The organism is Erythrobacter sp. A6_0, assembly GCF_017744235.1.
Classification (GTDB): domain Bacteria; phylum Pseudomonadota; class Alphaproteobacteria; order Sphingomonadales; family Sphingomonadaceae; genus Qipengyuania.
In genome coordinates this window covers 286,638-302,516 of the sequence record NZ_JAGHQR010000004.1, presented here as the reverse complement: position 1 = coordinate 302,516, position 15,879 = coordinate 286,638, and the positions used below count along the sequence as shown (strand labels likewise).

The window sequence follows — 15,879 nt, the reverse complement described above, 5'->3', positions numbered from 1 at the left end:
TGGTGGGGAAAGGCGGCGGTCCTGTCCAGCGTCACAGTGAAAGGCGATACCCACCTTCGGATGCGGTTTCGACCAACCCCTTCACACCGGCGGCGGCGATCTTCGAGCGCAGGCGCGACACATGGACTTCGAGCGAATTGGTGCCCGGATCGTGTTTCAGCCGCCAGACCTCCATCAGCAGATCGGCCCGCGACACCGCCTTCTCCGGTATTTCCGCCAGATGCCAGAGAAGCGCGAATTCGCGCGGGTGGAGGCCCAGCCAGCGCTTTCCCACGCGCCCGTCACGGTGAAAGAGGTCGAGCGTGACAGGGCCCGCCGACAATTCGCGCCGGAGCCGCGCGGCATTCTCGGCCATCAATTCCATCCGCGCGGACAATTCCTCCAGCCCGGCGTCGGGCCCGAGCGCATCGCCGAACCCGCGCGAGAGCAGATCGGCGCGCGCCGGCCCGGCTTCTACGCCCAGAGCCGCCATGAGACGCGTCGGCCTCTCCGGCAGGGCATGAGCCGTTGCTTCCCGCCGGTCGAACAGGCGCGGTTCGGGGCCTTCCTCGCCCGGCACCATCGTCCAGCCGCGGCGGCGCAGATCCCAATCGGGCGGCGGCTCCGGCGCGAGCGAAATCCAGACGAAACGATGCGGCATCGACCCTTCCCGGCCGCGCGGACATGCGGGCCGAAAAGGGAATTAGCGAGGTCGGATGAGCCGTGCGGGCGCGGAAAGCTCCGCTTCGGAGGGGTAAGCGCCCGGCCTGTTCAGCCGCGCTCCGCCAAGAACCGCTTCACGTTGCGGGCCGCCTGGCGGATGCGCTGTTCGTTCTCCACCATGGCGATGCGGACGAAGCCTTCGCCCTCTTCGCCATAGCCCACGCCCGCCGCCACGGCTACGCCCGCATGTTCGAGCAATTGCTTGGAAAATTCGAGGCTGCCGACATTGTGGAAGCCCGGCGGCAGAGGCGCCCAGGCAAACATGCTGGCGGGCGGCACGGGAATGTCCCAGCCCGCGCGCCCGAAGGCTTCCACCATCACGTCGCGCCGGTGCTGATAGCGGCGGCGGTTTTCCTCGACGATATCCTGCGGCCCGTTCAGCGCCGCGCAGGCCGCCGCCTGGATCGGCGTGAAGGCACCGTAATCGAGATAGCTCTTCACCCGCGTCAGCGCGCCGATCAGTTCGGGATTGCCCACCGCGAAGCCCATCCGCCATCCGGCCATGGAATAGGTCTTGGACATGGAGGTAAATTCGACCGCAACGTCCTTCGCCCCCGGCACTTCCAGAATCGATCGGGTAGGCTTGCCGTCGTAATAAAGCTCGGAATAGGCGAGGTCCGACAGGACCCAGACCTTGTTCTCCTTCGCCCAGGCGACCAGCCGTTCGTAAAAGGCCAGATCGACCGTCTCGGCGGTTGGATTGCTGGGGTAATTCACCACCAGCACGGTCGGGCGCGGCACCGTATAGGCCATCGCATTGTCGAGCGCCTGCCAGTATTTCTCGTCAGGCGTGGTCGGCACGCTGCGGATAGTGGCGCCCGCGATGATGAAGCCGAATGTGTGGATGGGATAGCTCGGGCTTGGCGCCAGAACCACGTCACCCGGCGCGATGATCGCGGTCGCCATGCTCGACAGGCCTTCCTTCGAACCCATCGTGACGACCACTTCGCGCTCGGGGTCGAGATCGACGTTGAAGCGGCGCCCGTAATAATTCGCCTGCGCGCGGCGAAGGCCGGGAATGCCCTTGGACTGGGAATAGCCATGTGCGCTGGGCTTGCCCGCGACTTCGCACAATTTGTCGATCACATGCTGGGGCGGCGGGTGATCGGGATTGCCCATGCCCAGATCGATGATGTCGCGCCCTTCGCGCCGCGCCGCGTGCCGCATCGCGTTGACTTCCGCGATCACATAGGGCGGCAGGCGTTTGATACGGTAGAATTCCTCGGCCAAGCGATCCTCCGATGGCGAATACGAATGCGAAACGGGCGTTTCGACACTGCCATGCTTAGCTGCTTGAAGGCCTCGCGCAAACTCACCCTAGGCAGGGCGCGCCGGAATATTCTACACAGGCGACAAGCGCGCATTTGTCCCACAAGCGTGCAATCAGAACGAGCGGAGCTGTGATGACCGACAAGACCGAAGCGCCGAACCCTTTCGACGGCACTGCCTTCACGGCCCTGTACGATAACCCCGCCGGCCTTGCCCAGGCGATGTTCGCTCCGATGCTCAATCCTTCGTTCGTCCCGATGGCGGGGACCGATGGCAATGCCGCGATGTCCGCGCAGGATATGCAGCACTGGGCCGAAGTCGGCACCAAGCTGCAGGGCATGTGGTTGCAATACCAGCAGGAACGCATGGGCGACCCGCAGGCGATGATGCCGTTCTTCGATCCGGCCCGCTGGATGAGCGTTGCGGAAAGCTGGTACCGCCAGATGCCGCTGGCGCAGGCCGAACAGCAAAAGGCGCTTTGGGAACAGGGTTTCGCCCTGTGGCAGGACGTGCTGGGCCAGTACGGGATCGGCCCCAAATCGGCAGAGGCGCAGGATGGAGAGCCCGATCTTCCCCTGAAGGACAAGCGCTTTGCCGATCCGCGCTGGCGCGCCCATCCCGCCTTCGCGCTGATCCACCAGACCTATCTGTTCCTAGCCGAACAGGCGCTCGCCATGGTCGACAATATGGACGGTCTGACCCCCGACAAGCGTGAGCAATTGCGCTTCACCACGCGCGCCATCACCGAAGCGGCGAGTCCGGCGAATTTCCCGATGACCAATCCGGTCGTGCTCGAACGCACGCTGGAAACGCGCGGGGAAAATCTGGTCAAGGGGATGGAGCACCTGCTCGCCGATCTCAGGCGCGGCCAGCTGAGCCACACGGATGCCGACGCCTTCACGCTGGGCGAGAACATCGCGACCACGCCGGGCAAGGTCGTCTACGAAACGGATCTGTTCCAGCTGATCCAGTATTCGCCCACCACCGACACGGTGTTGGAAACCCCGCTCGTCATCTTCCCGCCGTGGATCAACCGCTTCTATATCCTCGATCTGAACGAGAAGAAGAGCTTCGTGCGCTGGGCCGTCGCGCAGGGCGTGACGGTGTTCATGGTCAGCTGGAAATCGGCCGATGCCAGCATGAAGGATGTCGTCTGGGACGATTACGTGCGGGCGCAGATCGATGCCATCGACCATGTGCGCGAACGCCTCGATGTCGAAGCGGTGAACGCGATCGGCTATTGCGTGGCCGGGACCACGCTGGCGGCGACGCTGGCGCTGCTGCATCGCCGGGGCGAGCAGGACAAGGTCAGGAGCGCGACCTTCTTCACCGCGCAGGTCGATTTCGAACAGGCCGGCGAATTGCTGCACTTCGTCGACGATCAGCAGCTCGCCGCGATCCAGGCGCTGTCGCCCGAAGGCTATCTCGACGGGCGGTACATGGCGGCGACCTTCAACCTGCTGAGGGGCACCGATCTGATCTGGAACTACGTCGTCAACAATTACATGCTGGGTGAGGACTATCCGGCGTTCGACCTGCTGCACTGGAACGGCGACGTCACCAATCTGCCCGCGCAATGGCATCAGGATTACCTGCGCGATCTCTATCGCGACAACCGGCTGGTCGACAAGGACCGGATGGAAGTCGACGGGACCAAGGTCGATCTCGGCATCGTGGAAACGCCGACCTATGTTCAGGCCGGGCGCGAGGATCATATCGCACCCGCCGCCAGCGTCTGGAAGATCACCGATCACTTCAAGGGGCCGCTGCGCTTCGTGCTGGCCGGATCGGGACATATCGCGGGCGTCGTCAATCCGCCCGACTCCGGTAAATACCAGTACTGGATCAACGAGGGCGATCCCGCCTCGCTGGAAGAATTCGTTGCCGGGGCGACCGAGCACAAGGGCAGCTGGTGGCCCGACTGGATCGAGTGGCTGCGCGATCAGGATGGCCGGACGGTTCCTGCCAAGGGCAAGCGCGCACCCGGCGGCAAGAATGATGCGGGCATCGAGGATGCGCCGGGACGCTATGTGATGACGCGATAGGCCGCACCGGAGCCTCTCGAAGCAGAAATGTTGCACTGCACAAAAACCGCTTGACCTTTGTTGCCCTGCACCCTATTTGTGCAATGCAACAAAGTGAGGTTACCGATGGCCGAAGGTCAGAGCAAAATCGATGCTGCCGCGGAAAAGGCGTTTGCCGACGCGGCGCAGAAGAAAGCCGACGACGTGAACGTCAAGGCTGTCGAGAAGGCGGTTTCCGCCGACGAGACCGCTGCGGTCAAGCCGTCCGCGATTGCCGAAGCCGTCGCCGCAGAACCGGCGCAGGCCGATTCCAAGGCATCGGCCCCGGCCGCCAAGGCAGAAGCCGAAAAGGCGGAGCCTGCGAAGGCTGCTGCTGAAAAGGCCCCCGCCAATAAGGCCCCCGCCAATAAGGCCGCTGCCAAGAAGGCGCCCGCGAAGAAGCGTAGGCCGAAGAAGGCTGCCGGTTCGAAACCCGCTGAAAAAACAACCAAGAAGGCGGCTGCGCGCAACACCGCCCGCCCCTCCGTCACCCAACTCAAGGAAAAAATCATGGCCACTGCCAAGAACACCAAGACCGACTACACCGCCACCGCCAAGGACATGGCTGCGCAGATGCAGACCCGCGCCAAGGCCGCTTTCGAAAAGGGTGGCGAAATGACTTCGCAGGTCACCGACTTCCACAAGGCGAACATCGAAGCCCTCGTCGAATCGGGCAAGATCCTCGCTTCGGGCATGCAGGACATGGGCCGCACCTATGTCGAAGAAGCCAAGACCGCTGCCGACACCGTGCAGGACGATGTGAAGAAGATGGCCGCGATCAAGTCGCCGACCGAATTCTTCCAGCTGCAGGGCGAGATCGCCCGTCGCAATTTCGACGCGATGGTCGCCACCACCTCGAAGAACACCGAGATGATGATGAAGCTGGTCAACGAAGCGTTCGCGCCGATTTCGAGCCGCGCCAGCGTCGCCACCGAGAAGTTCTCGAAGGCCGCCTAAGCTTAACGCGCTCCTCGTTCCCGGGCCTCTCTCCTCTCTCTCCCGCCCGGGAGCGTCGCGACAACGGGTCGGGTGGCGTTATGCCTCCCGGCCCGTTCTTTTGTCCGGAGGGGCCTCGGCCTACCCGGTAAATCGCGCGCAAACAGCACGGCGCATCGCGCCACGACTTGCGAAGCGCGCAATCGATACGATATGCGAGCTGTCATGCGATCCTTGCGTTCTCCCCTTGCGGCCTCCGCCCGCCTCTCCGCCCTACCCTTCCGGATGGCGGGGGACGATGACGGCCAGAATGGCCCGGGCGGCGACGAAGGCGACGGGGAAAGCCGCGTCGGCCTTGCGACCAAGACGCGCACCAAGCCCAAAAAGCCCAGCCAGTACAAGGTTCTGCTGCTGAACGACGATTACACGCCGATGGAATTCGTCGTGATCGTGCTGAAGCGGTTCTTTCGCATGGACATGGAAGAAGCCACGCGCGTGATGCTGCACGTCCACCAACGCGGCGTCGGCGTCTGCGGCATTTTCCCGTACGAGGTGGCGGAAACCAAGGTGAACCAGGTGATGGATTTCGCCCGCCAGAATCAGCATCCGCTCCAGTGCACGCTCGAAAAGGCGTGAAGGACGACGATCAGGGATCGGTGCGATGATGGGCCATCCCGATCCCGACGCGCCCGGTCCGGGCCAGGAAAGCGTCTGGGACTATCCCCGCCCCGCCATTGCCGAGCCGACCGATCGCCATATCGTAATCCGCCACAAGGGCGTGGTCCTCGCCGATACGCATGCAGCCTGGCGGACGCTCGAAACCAGCCATCCCCCCACCTATTATCTGCCGCCATCCGATATCGCGATGGATCTGCTGTCGCCCAATGCGCGCCGGTCGCTGTGCGAATGGAAGGGTCAGGCACGCTATTGGGACGTCGCGATCGCCGGCGATCGGTTCGAAGGCGTCGGCTGGTCCTATCCCGATCCGACATCGTCCTTTGCTCCCGTGGCGGGCCACATCGCCTTCTATTCCGATCCGTTCGAGGAATGCCTGGTCGATGGCGAACAGGTCGTGCCGCAACCGGGTGGGTTTTACGGCGGCTGGATCACCTCGCGCGAAGCGGGGCCGTTCAAGGGCGTGCCCGGCAGCCGGTTCTGGTAGCGATGCGAGGTGGGCGCGACCCTGTTGCAGTGCCTTTGCACATGACCCTCGCGGCAAAGCGCGCTAGGGCTATCGCGTCCCCCGAACGATAGCCAGGCCCCTAGTGTTCAACTTCGTCCCCAGCATCGATCGCTATATCTTCAAGCTCGTCGTCGTGCCGATGCTGGGCGTGTTCGCGCTCGCCGCATCGCTGCTGACGCTCGACAAGATGCTGAGATTGTTCGATTTCGTCGCTGTCGAAGGCGGCCCGGTCGGTGTCGTCTTCAAGATGCTCGGCGCGCTCATCCCGGAATATGCCAGCCTCGCGATACCCCTGGGGCTGATGCTTGGGATCCTCGTCGCCTTCCGCAAACTCGCCACCAGCAGCGAACTCGACGTGCTGCGCGCCGTGGGGATGAGCTATGGGCGGATGTTGCGGATGCCCTACATCATCACGGCGGTGCTGATGGCGGTAAACGTGGCGCTCGTCTTCTACGTCCAGCCGATCAGTCGCTATTATTACGAGCAGCTTGAATACGAATTGCGCTCGGGCGCGCTGGGCGCCTCGATCAAGGTGGGCGAATTCACCACGCTGGCGGACCGGATGGCGCTCCGCATCGAGGAAAGCGAGGATGACGGAACCCGGTTGAAGGGCATTTTCGCCCGCGTTTCCAACGACAAGGGACAGATCCTGTCGATCAGTGCGCGCGAGGGCGCCTTTCTCGCCACGACAGACAGTCCGGACACGATCATCCTGCGGCTCGACGACGGGACCATCGTTCAGGACACCGGCAATCAGAGCCCTCGCGTCCTCGCCTTTACGCGTCAATATCTCCCCATCGACCTGCCCGCGATCGAGGAATTCCGCGCCCGCGGCGATGCGGAGCGCGAATTCATCCTGCCCGAATTGCTGCGCATCGGGTGGAATTCGGGCGAGAGCGAGGCCCGCCGCGATGCCAGCCAGGCGAGCTTCAACTTCCGTTTGGTCGAAGTGGTGATGATGGCGCTGCTGCCGCTGCTGGCGGTATCGCTGGGCATTCCGCCGAAACGATCAACCAGTGCTCTGGGCGTGTTCGTGTCGATCGTGATGGTCGTCTCGTACCACAAGATAAACCAGTACGGAGAGGATCTGGCCGCACTCGGCCGGTTCGATCCGGTCCTGGCGCTGTGGGGCCCATTCGTCCTTTTCGCAGCCCTGATCGGCTGGATGTATTATCAGGTGGCGCATGTTCCGGGCGGGCAGGCGATCGGCGCATTGGAAAGCTGGTTCGCCAAGATCGCCAAGCGGCTCGGCCGGCTCTTCGGGCGAAAGCAACCGCGGCGCGGGACCGAGGCTTCGGCGCCCGCCGACCAGACCTTGCCCGATCCGATACCGGCGGAATAGGACGCTGCGGCCAGACCCATGCAATTCGACTTCTTTCCCTCGCGCACGCTGACGCTGTATCTCGCCAAGATGTTCGTCACCCGCATCCTCGCAGTGCTGGTGATGCTGGTGCTCGTCCTGCTCATGCTCGACTTGCTGTCCAGCAGCGGCGAGATCCTCGCGGTCGAAGGGAATGGCCAGGCCGAATTGCTGACCTATGCCGGGCTGCGCATTCCGCAATTGGTCGCTCGCTTCCTGCCCTATTCGGTCCTGCTCGCGACGCTGATCGCGCTGGTCGGGCTCAATCAGAACAGCGAAGTCGTGGCAATGAAGGCAGCGGGCCTGTCCGCGCATCAGGTGCTGGCACCCTTCCTTCTGACGTCGCTCGTGGTCGCAGGGATCAGCTTCGCCTTCAACGAGCGCGTCGTGACGCGTGCGACCGCGACCTTGAAGGCTTGGGAGGCGAACGAATTCGGACCCATCCCCGAAGCGAGCAATGTGCGCACCAATGTCTATCTGACCGACGGAACCGACATTCTCACCGCCGCTGCCGTGGCGGGCAGTGGCGAGGCGATCGGGATGCGCCAGGTCACCTGGTATCGCCGCAGCCCCGAAGGCGCGATCGTGGAACAGATTCGCGCGCCCGTTGCCACCTATGCCGCCCCCGGATGGCGATTGGAGGATGCGACCCGCTTCGAAGTCGCCAGCGCCGGCGCGCAGGAGATACCGGAGATCGTGGTCGGCGAAGCATTGACGCCCGAACAGGTCGATCTCGCCCAGGTCGATCCCGATACCGTGTCCTTCTGGAACCTGTCTGCGGCCATCGACCGCTACGAAGCGGCGGGACGGCGTACGGCGGAGTTGCGCGCCAAATGGTGGCACAAGCTGTCCGGGCCGCTCTCTGCCGTACTGATGCCCCTGCTGGGCTCCGTGGCGGCGTTCGGTCTTGCGCGATCGGGGCAGTTGTTCGTGCGCGCCTTGATCGGGATGGCGCTGGGCTTTGCCTATTTCGTGGTCGACAACGCCGCTCTCGCCATGGGCAATTTCGGAGGCTATCCGCCCTACCTTGCCGCTTGGGCGCCCTTCCTGCTGTTCTTTCTCCTCGGCGAGACGGTGCTGATCCGGACCGAGGAATGAGCGCCGAATGGTCGCTTCGCCTCGCACGCCTGGACGATGCGGAAAGTTTCCACCGGGTCGAGGAGGATGCAGCCGAAATCCTGCGCGCCGCGCCCGAGCTGGCGGGAATGGAGATCCCTCCCGCGCAGAGCGCACAGGACTATGCCCGCCTGATCCGACGCGGCCATTGCCTGTCGGCTGTCGTGCATGACGAGGTGATCGGCTTCGCCGCCGCCGCTCCATCGGGCCGCGAACTGCACCTTCACGAACTCGGCGTTGCGCACCTTTGGCAGCGCAGACAGATCGGAGCGACATTGCTGGAAGCGCTGGCGATCGATGCCCGCAATTCGGGCTTCAAGGCGATCGCTTTGACCACCTGGCGCGACATTGCGTGGAACGCGCCATTCTATGCAGCGCACGGCTTCGTCGAGATAGCGAACGAGAATCCCGAGCAGACGCTCGCGCCCGATCGCTGCGCGATGGTGCGTCTGCTCGATTGAGCCACGGGCTTTAGCGGCGCGCCATCGTGCTCCGCGTGATCCGAGCCACCAGCGAGGCCATGCCGGGGTGGTTCGCACCATGATAGGTCGATCCCTCGCCGAGTTCGCTGGCGAGGCGGCGATGCGCTTCGGGCAGAGAGTGATAGGGCATGGATGGCATCAGGTGATGCAGCGCATGATAGCGCAGGCCCACCGGCGCCCACAATTCCGCGATCCGCCCCGGCGGCGGCACATTCACGCTGTCGAGGAATTGCGCGGTCACCGTCATCGGCTCGCCCTCGTTCTCCCACAGATGCGCCACCAGCGTCCGCAGCTGATTGACGGTCGCGACGACGGAGAACACGGCGAACGCGATCAGGATCGGTTTCCAGCCCAGCAGGAACACGCTGGCGATCAGCGTCCAGGCCCAGATGGCTCCGCCCAGCTCCTGCCAGAATACCTTCTGGCGCAGATCGTCCTCCACCGGGCGGCGGCGGAACTTGGGATTGATGGAGAGTGCGGAAAACCGCGCCCAGGTCATGCGGCGCACGGCGGGGATGACGGCACCCAGCGGCACCAGCACGGCGAACCGGAACAGCAATCCGACCGTGGCGAACGGCGCGATGATGACGAACAGCGGTAGCGTCCACGGCTTCATCAGCGCCAGCGGGAGGTATTCGGGATCTTCTACCGTGCCGTATTGAGTGCGCTTGTGGTGGATCACATGCGCGCCCTCATACATGAAGGACGGCGTCAGCAGTGGGATGCCGACCAGCACGTTCCACGCCGCGCCGAAGCGCGCCATGGCGCCGCGCCGGAAATGGGAGATTTCATGGATGAACAGCAGCGCGCGATACAGCGCGAGCGCCGCTATCGCGCCAAGCGCGACGGCCGCCGCGACATTGTCGACCAGTATCGCACCGGCCAGCGCACCATAGCCGATCAGGGCGGAGGCCAGCATGTCGGTCCAGTAGATTGCCGGATTGGCCTCAGCGATATCCTTGGTCAGATCGCGCGCGGCGCGCAGCATCGCCTTGTCGTCCTCGACAGGTTTGCGAGCGACGGGCGTCGACGCCTCCGGCGCTTGCGCCGCGTTGCGATCGGACTGGCCTGGCTTGAAGGTTTGCTGAAAATTCATGCTACGATCTATCCGAAAGTGCGCCGAACTCGCAAGGCGGCCGGTAAGGCCGGGAAGCGAGCGGGCGTCTTGACACGATGCTGGTTGGGGCAGCAGGGGCGAACCTTGGCTGAACGCCTTTAAAGTGATCGACCCATCCTATCGAAAGGTCCGCGCCGTGACGGCAGGCGAAATAGTGATCCGCCCGGTATCGGGCAAGGCCGGACGGGCCGAATTCGTCGATCTGGGGCGTGCCTTCGCTCAGGCCGAGCCGCATTCGGTGCCGCAATTGCGGTCCGAACAGCTCGAACTGATCGATCCCGATCGCAATCCGTTCTTCGGGCATGCGCGCGTGGCCCTCTTCATCGCCTATCGCGGCGAGACTGCAGTCGGGCGCATCTCCGCCCATATCGACGAGCTGGCGCTCGAATTGCCGCCCGAACAGGGGATGGGCCCCGGAACCGGCCTGTTCGGGTATTTCGACGCTGCGGACGAACAGGTCGCCCACGCACTTCTGGCGCAGGCGGAAGCCTGGAACCGCGCGCAGGGAATGGATCGCCTGCTCGGCCCGATCTCGCTATCGATCTGGGAAGAGCCGGGCCTGCTTGTGAAAGGGCAGGACCATTCCCCCACTATGCTGATGGGCCACCATCCGGCCCATTATCGCGACTGGATCGAAACGGCAGGGTACAGACCGGCAAAGTCGCTTCTGACCTATGAACTCGACATCACGCAGGAATTTCCGCCCCTGATCCGCCGGATCATCCAGTCCGGCGAACGCAATGCGCGCATCACCGTCCGCCCCGTGGACAAGACAAATTGGGACGCCGATCTCGCTATCGTGCTCGCCATCCTCAACAATGCCTGGTCGGACAATTGGGGCTTCGTCCCCTTCACCGATCGCGAAATCGCCTATGCGGCGAAGAAGATGAAGCCGATCGTACACGAAGAACTCAACATGATCGCCGAAGTCGATGGCGAACCGGTGGCCTTCATGCTGACTTTTCCCGACATGAACGCCGTGCTGAAGCGCATCGGGGGCCGCCTCCTGCCCTTCGGTTGGTTGAAAATGCTGCGCTGGCTGAAAAAACCGACGGGTGCGGACATGCGCGTGCCCCTGATGGGCGTCCGGCGCGAGCTTCAGAATTCGCGGATGGCAAGCCAGCTCGCTTTCATGATGATCGAGCGCATCCGCCGCAGCGCGACGGAAAACTTCGGATCCGTACGCGGCGAGATCGGCTGGATTCTCGACGATAACAAAGGCATGCTGGCGATCGCCGATGCCATCGATAGCCGCATCAATCGCGAATATGTCGTCTTCGAAAAGGCGATCGCAGGCCGCTGACGCGCTGAGCGAGCGATGAGGTAATCTGGTCGCATGGTAGTCGCAAATCCCAGCCGCGGGGAACCGAGTAGGGCCGAGCTTGGTTCGAAAGGAGAGGTGCGGATCGCCGTGCCCGAAACGGATTCGCGACTTCTTCCTATGACCAGCAAGGATCAGATCTCAACCCCTCCCCTGCCCGGCCATGTGCTGGTCGTGGAAGACGATGCGGTGCTCGCGATGTCGCTGGAAATGGCCCTGCGGGACGCGGGCGTCGAACAGGTCGAGGTAAGCTCCACGACCGAGATGGCGCTGGCCGCGCTCAAGGCCGCACAGCCCGATGCCATCATCCTCGACGTTCATCTCGCCGATCGCGACGATGGGTGGGCGATCGCAGAACTGGCACGATCCCTCGGCCCGTCGGGTCCGCGAATCGTCTTCTCGACCGGCGCCCCCCAGGATATTCCCGAGGAAATCGCGGAAATCGGCTGCATTCTGGAAAAGCCATACGATCCGCAGGATCTGATCCGGATCCTGGCAGAACCCAAGCGACGCGGCCTGATTTCGCGGTTGCGCGCTGTCCTGCGTTGACCGGAAAGCCGATCCGCAGGCGGTTTCGCCTCGCAGCTCTCCCTTAGCAGCTCAAACCTTCCGCCTCTTTTTCCTGAAAGAACCGCACAAGAAAAAAGGCCTCCGTTCTCTTGAACGGAGGCCTTTCGGGATCGTATCACCAGCCGCTTGGACGGGAGGGGGGGTCTCGGCGGTGACAGGGATATAATGAGCGACCGCAAAAGCGGTTCCCGCGCCGATCGAAAAAATCGCGAAAACCGTCGCGCGTGATATATTTTCTTTTTATATGAAGGGCTTATGCCCTCCTTCGCGCCTTTCGAAATTGGCAAAATCTCTCGCGGTTTTCAGATCGGGAACGTGAATTTCGCCAGGTTGCCAAAAAACCAGACCGTCGCGATCCAAAGCCTTGATGGTACGATTGGTGTGTACCAGCGAGAGGCCGAGCATGTCCGCGATCTGCGCTTGCCGGATAGGCAGGCGGAGACGGTTCATCTCGCCCGCCAATCCGACGCTTTTCGCTCGATCGATCAGCCACACCGCCAGATAGGCGACGCGCTCCTTGGCGGAGCGGCGTCCCAAAGCGACTAGATGCTCTTCAAGCGCGGTTTCTTCCTTCGCGGCCAGCCAGGTCACATCGTATCCGAGGCGCGGATATTTAGCGATCAGGCCTTCGTAATGCGTGCGTTCGAACACGCACACCCGCGCATCGAGTAGTGCCTCCACCGAATGAGGTGAAGGTTCGTCGAAGGCGCTCTGCAAGCCGACGAGGTCGCCGGGAAACATGAAATTGACGATCTGGCGCCGCCCATCGTCGAGGCAGCGATAACGCATCATGACGCCTTCGGTCAGCGTGAAAAGCTGCTCGAACTTTGCCCCCTGCTCGATCAGCACCTCGCCTTTGACGAGTTTGATTTCCCCGGTCTTGAAATCCTCCATGTACGCGATCTGATCACCTTCGAGCTCGCGCAATCCCGGCTTCCCCTGAAGCGGACAGCGGGCACACGTCATCGTTCGCACGACGTTTTCCATCGAAACCGGACACTCCCTCACCTTTTGCAATGCGATATTCCCAAGGAGCGGGATGTATGTCAAATCGCGGCGCAACATTAGCGCGGACGCAACGGAACCATCCCCCGAACGGGACGTTCTAGGCGCGCATTCCTTGGAAGGGGTCTCTATGTCACTTGGTGATCAAATTGCGAAAAACTTACCGTATCTACGCCGTTATGCCCGCGCGCTGACCGGCTCTCAGGCGACTGGCGATGCCTTCGTCCGGGCCACTCTGGAAGCAGCCCTTGCGGACGAGGATCTCAAGACCTCGCTCGAAGGTGGACGAGTGCCCCTTTACCGCGCCTTTAACAAGGTTTGGGGCAGCGCCTACATGGAAGCCCCCGATAGCGGCTCGGATCTGAATGCGCATGAAGAAGCGGCGAGCGGCCGCCTCAAAGCGATCACGCCGATGAACCGGCAGGCCCTCTTGCTGACAACGCTGGAGGATTTCTCCACCGATCAGGCCGCCGAGATCATGGAAGTGTCCGAAGAGGACATCGAGAAGCTGGTTCAGGAAGCGGTGGAGGAAATCGATCGCGAGACCTCTACCGAAGTGCTCATCATCGAGGATGAGCCGCTGATCTCCATGCAACTCGAAGATCTCGTCACCTCGCTCGGCCACGAGATCTGCGGCACCGCGGCAACGCGCACGCAGGCGCAGGAAGTGGTCGCCGAAAAGACACCGGGTCTCGTGCTCGCGGATATCCAGCTTGCCGACGGGTCTTCCGGCCTCGATGCAGTTGACGATATTCTCGCGATCGGCAGCGTGCCTGTGATCTTCATCACGGCCTATCCGGAACGCCTTCTGACCGGCGACCGGCCCGAGCCGACCTATCTGGTGACCAAACCGTTTCAGGAACAGACTGTCCGCGCGGCGATCAGTCAGGCGCTGTTCTTCGGATCGAGCCGCCCGCTGGCTTGACCGTCAGCCTCCGACGCGTCGGAACATAGCGAAATGACGGCCGGTGCCCCGGGAAGGGCGCCGGCCGTTTCGTCATTTATGTGCGGTTGCAGGGGGCTCCAAAGCGCTTCGATAGCAGTGGCCGAGCCGAAAGGGCGCCGATCCAATCAAGCCTCGAAAAACTTGAAAGTCAGATTTTGTCCATCTGGCGAGCGGCGCGTATTTCGAAATCCCCTCGCTCGCGAACAGGAACCATGAGCGTGCAGCGCACGCCCTGAGGGTCGAAATCGAGCTCGACCGGATGCCGCAATTCGTGGGCAACGATCTTCTCGATGAGATCGGTGCCGAAGCCGCGCTTGCGTGTTTCCGGTACGGGCGGGCCGCCGCGCTCCTGCCAGTCGATGCGCGCCAGACCGTCGGGCGTCAGTTCCCAATGAATCGTGACACTCCCATTCTCGCAGCTGAGCGCGCCATATTTGGACGCATTGGTGGCAAGCTCGTGCAGCGCCAGTCCAAGCGAGAGGGCATCGTTCGGCGCAAGCTCCACCGGTGGACCTTCGCTGACGATCGTATGCGCCTCGTCATGCGCGTAAGGCGCGAGTTCGGCTGCGACGACCGATGCGATCGGCGTCGTGCCCCATTCCGACTGCGTCAGCAGGTCGTGCGTGGCTGAAAGTGCGCGGATACGCCCATCGAGCCCGTCGGCGAAGGACTGCACATCGTCCGCGCGGCGCCGGGTCAGCGCGACGATCGACAGCACGTTGGCCAGCGTATTCTTCACCCGGTGATTGAGTTCGCGCGTAAGCGAATTGCGGATCGAATTCTGCTCCGCAAACCAGTTGAGCGAGCGCTGATCCTCCAGCGCCTGCTTGGTCAGAAGTCGCGCGACCAGCATCAGCAGGCTGGCAACCGCGAGTCCGAAGAGCATCGTAATCATCGAAAGCGACGACAAGGCCGGATCGTCTGCAGCGCGCACAACCAGCCGCATTTCGCGATTGGCGACATTCACTTCTCGCTCCACCGCCCGGCCATCCGCATCGCCACCCTTGAGCGATGCGAGCAATTCGCTCCCGCCAGGCCCCCCATCGTAAAGCGAGAGACCGAAACCTTCGTGATCTACCAATTCCGCGGCCGAACTCAGGAAATCGGGCGCATTGAAGGGGCTGTAGATGAAGCCCAACAATGTCCGGTCATCGCCCATTCCGGAAAATACGGGCATGTAAATCAGAAAGCCGGGCTCGCTCCCTCCTCCTTCTTGGACGAGCACGACAGAACCGCTGGCCGTCGGCCGTAACGACCGTTGCGCGCGATCCATCGCTTCGCGCCGGACAGGTGAAGAATACATGTCGTATCCAAGAGCCCTGCGGTTCCTCACGGTATCGGGCTGAAGGAAGCGTACCGGCACAAGCCGATCGCGCGGCTGTTCTTCAAGAGTGGGCGAAATGCGGACATCGCCGACGCGATAGCGGTTGAGATCCTCTTCGAAGGCGCGAACCTCGGACGGGCGCAGCACCGGCGCCCAGCCATATCCTTCGGCGCCTTTGTAATCCGCATCGAGCCGCAATTCGGCGACGAAGCGGTTGAAGAGCGCGGGATCGACGGTTCCCTGTGCGGAAAACAGCGCTGCGCCTGCGCGAAGATAGGACGCGTTGACCGATGCGCGGCGCTCCATAACCGCCGACAAGGCCCCGGCCGTGCGCGCCATCATTGCGTCTTCCCGCGCACGTTCGCCACGCTCGATCGTGAAGACGCTCAAGCCCGTCAAAGCGATGATGATCAGAAAGATCGCCACCGGGATGATCCTGGGATAGGTCACCAGCCATCGCCGTGGGCCGCTTTTGCCCGTCTCGG

The 15,879-nt window shown here is 62.9% G+C and carries 15 protein-coding genes; 10 read left to right on the top strand and 5 right to left on the bottom strand.

Features of this window, described 5'->3' with window-relative positions; genetic code table 11:
- Positions 1–31: 31 nt before the first annotated feature.
- Both J7347_RS12670 and J7347_RS12665 read right to left on the bottom strand, forming a co-directional pair.
- On the bottom strand, positions 32–640 hold the full coding sequence (locus J7347_RS12670) for a winged helix-turn-helix transcriptional regulator (RefSeq protein WP_209162407.1): 609 nt from the start codon (positions 638–640) through the stop codon (positions 32–34).
- A 110-nt stretch (positions 641–750) separates the two neighbouring features.
- Positions 751–1,932, bottom strand: coding sequence for an LL-diaminopimelate aminotransferase (locus J7347_RS12665; protein ID WP_067681382.1), 1,182 nt, complete (start codon positions 1,930–1,932; stop codon positions 751–753).
- 296 nt (positions 1,933–2,228) lie between these two features.
- On the opposite strand from J7347_RS12665, the gene phaC reads away from it, so the two are divergent.
- The 7 genes from phaC (at position 2,229) to J7347_RS12630 (ending at position 9,090) form a co-directional block, all read left to right on the top strand.
- Positions 2,229–4,016 (top strand): class I poly(R)-hydroxyalkanoic acid synthase, encoded by a 1,788-nt coding sequence (gene phaC / locus J7347_RS12660; RefSeq protein WP_245174098.1) that lies wholly within the window; start codon positions 2,229–2,231, stop codon positions 4,014–4,016.
- 105 nt (positions 4,017–4,121) lie between these two features.
- Positions 4,122–4,991 carry a phasin family protein gene (locus J7347_RS12655; RefSeq protein WP_209162405.1) on the top strand — a complete coding sequence of 290 codons (870 nt, stop codon included), beginning with the start codon at positions 4,122–4,124 and terminating at the stop codon, positions 4,989–4,991.
- A 264-nt stretch (positions 4,992–5,255) separates the two neighbouring features.
- Positions 5,256–5,606: an ATP-dependent Clp protease adapter ClpS gene (clpS, locus tag J7347_RS12650; protein ID WP_067678760.1), complete on the top strand. Its 351-nt coding sequence runs from the start codon at positions 5,256–5,258 to the stop codon at positions 5,604–5,606.
- Between the two features lie 28 nt (positions 5,607–5,634).
- Positions 5,635–6,132, top strand: a complete 498-nt coding sequence (locus tag J7347_RS12645) for a DUF427 domain-containing protein (RefSeq protein ID WP_209162507.1) — start codon at positions 5,635–5,637, stop codon at positions 6,130–6,132.
- Positions 6,133–6,235: 103 nt separating this feature from the next.
- Positions 6,236–7,495, top strand: coding sequence for an LptF/LptG family permease (locus J7347_RS12640; RefSeq protein WP_209162404.1), 1,260 nt, complete (start codon positions 6,236–6,238; stop codon positions 7,493–7,495).
- 18 nt (positions 7,496–7,513) lie between these two features.
- A complete protein-coding gene (gene lptG, locus J7347_RS12635; RefSeq protein ID WP_209162403.1) occupies positions 7,514–8,611 on the top strand; it encodes an LPS export ABC transporter permease LptG in 1,098 nt (365 codons plus the stop codon).
- Positions 8,608–9,090 (top strand): GNAT family N-acetyltransferase, encoded by a 483-nt coding sequence (locus tag J7347_RS12630; RefSeq protein WP_209162402.1) that lies wholly within the window; start codon positions 8,608–8,610, stop codon positions 9,088–9,090. Before lptG ends, J7347_RS12630 begins: the two co-directional genes overlap by 4 nt.
- Positions 9,091–9,100: 10 nt before the next feature.
- On the opposite strand, the gene J7347_RS12625 is transcribed toward J7347_RS12630, so the two are convergent.
- Positions 9,101–10,207, bottom strand: a complete 1,107-nt coding sequence (locus J7347_RS12625) for a fatty acid desaturase (protein WP_209162401.1) — start codon at positions 10,205–10,207, stop codon at positions 9,101–9,103.
- Positions 10,208–10,331: 124 nt separating this feature from the next.
- Between J7347_RS12625 and J7347_RS12620 the strand changes: the two genes are divergently transcribed.
- Together J7347_RS12620 and J7347_RS12615 are read left to right on the top strand one after the other, a co-directional pair.
- On the top strand, positions 10,332–11,531 hold the full coding sequence (locus tag J7347_RS12620) for an N-acetyltransferase (protein WP_348521626.1): 1,200 nt from the start codon (positions 10,332–10,334) through the stop codon (positions 11,529–11,531).
- A 138-nt stretch (positions 11,532–11,669) separates the two neighbouring features.
- A complete protein-coding gene (locus tag J7347_RS12615) occupies positions 11,670–12,098 on the top strand; it encodes a response regulator (protein WP_209162400.1) in 429 nt (142 codons plus the stop codon).
- A gap of 261 nt (positions 12,099–12,359) precedes the next feature.
- Here the strand turns inward: J7347_RS12615 and J7347_RS12610 are convergent, their stop codons facing one another.
- A complete protein-coding gene (locus J7347_RS12610; protein WP_209162399.1) occupies positions 12,360–13,046 on the bottom strand; it encodes a Crp/Fnr family transcriptional regulator in 687 nt (228 codons plus the stop codon).
- Positions 13,047–13,254: 208 nt separating this feature from the next.
- On the opposite strand from J7347_RS12610, the gene J7347_RS12605 reads away from it, so the two are divergent.
- Positions 13,255–14,049 (top strand): response regulator, encoded by a 795-nt coding sequence (locus tag J7347_RS12605; RefSeq protein WP_209162398.1) that lies wholly within the window; start codon positions 13,255–13,257, stop codon positions 14,047–14,049.
- A gap of 169 nt (positions 14,050–14,218) precedes the next feature.
- On the opposite strand, the gene J7347_RS12600 is transcribed toward J7347_RS12605, so the two are convergent.
- A complete protein-coding gene (locus J7347_RS12600) occupies positions 14,219–15,844 on the bottom strand; it encodes a CHASE domain-containing protein (protein ID WP_067678857.1) in 1,626 nt (541 codons plus the stop codon).
- Between the last annotated feature and the right edge of the window lie 35 nt (positions 15,845–15,879).

Bases quoted from the DNA above. Each gene is read 5' to 3' on its own strand.
- J7347_RS12670 (WP_209162407.1), bottom strand. From the start codon at position 640: ATGCCGCATCGTTTCGTCTGGATTTCGCTCGCGCCGGAGCCGCCGCCC.
- phaC (WP_245174098.1), top strand. From the start codon at position 2,229: ATGGCGGGGACCGATGGCAATGCCGCGATGTCCGCGCAGGATATGCAG.
- J7347_RS12655 (WP_209162405.1), top strand. From the start codon at position 4,122: ATGGCCGAAGGTCAGAGCAAAATCGATGCTGCCGCGGAAAAGGCGTTT.
- clpS (WP_067678760.1), top strand. From the start codon at position 5,256: ATGGCGGGGGACGATGACGGCCAGAATGGCCCGGGCGGCGACGAAGGC.
- J7347_RS12645 (WP_209162507.1), top strand. From the start codon at position 5,635: ATGGGCCATCCCGATCCCGACGCGCCCGGTCCGGGCCAGGAAAGCGTC.
- lptG (WP_209162403.1), top strand. From the start codon at position 7,514: ATGCAATTCGACTTCTTTCCCTCGCGCACGCTGACGCTGTATCTCGCC.
- J7347_RS12630 (WP_209162402.1), top strand. From the start codon at position 8,608: ATGAGCGCCGAATGGTCGCTTCGCCTCGCACGCCTGGACGATGCGGAA.
- J7347_RS12625 (WP_209162401.1), bottom strand. From the start codon at position 10,207: ATGAATTTTCAGCAAACCTTCAAGCCAGGCCAGTCCGATCGCAACGCG.
- J7347_RS12615 (WP_209162400.1), top strand. From the start codon at position 11,670: ATGACCAGCAAGGATCAGATCTCAACCCCTCCCCTGCCCGGCCATGTG.
- J7347_RS12605 (WP_209162398.1), top strand. From the start codon at position 13,255: ATGTCACTTGGTGATCAAATTGCGAAAAACTTACCGTATCTACGCCGT.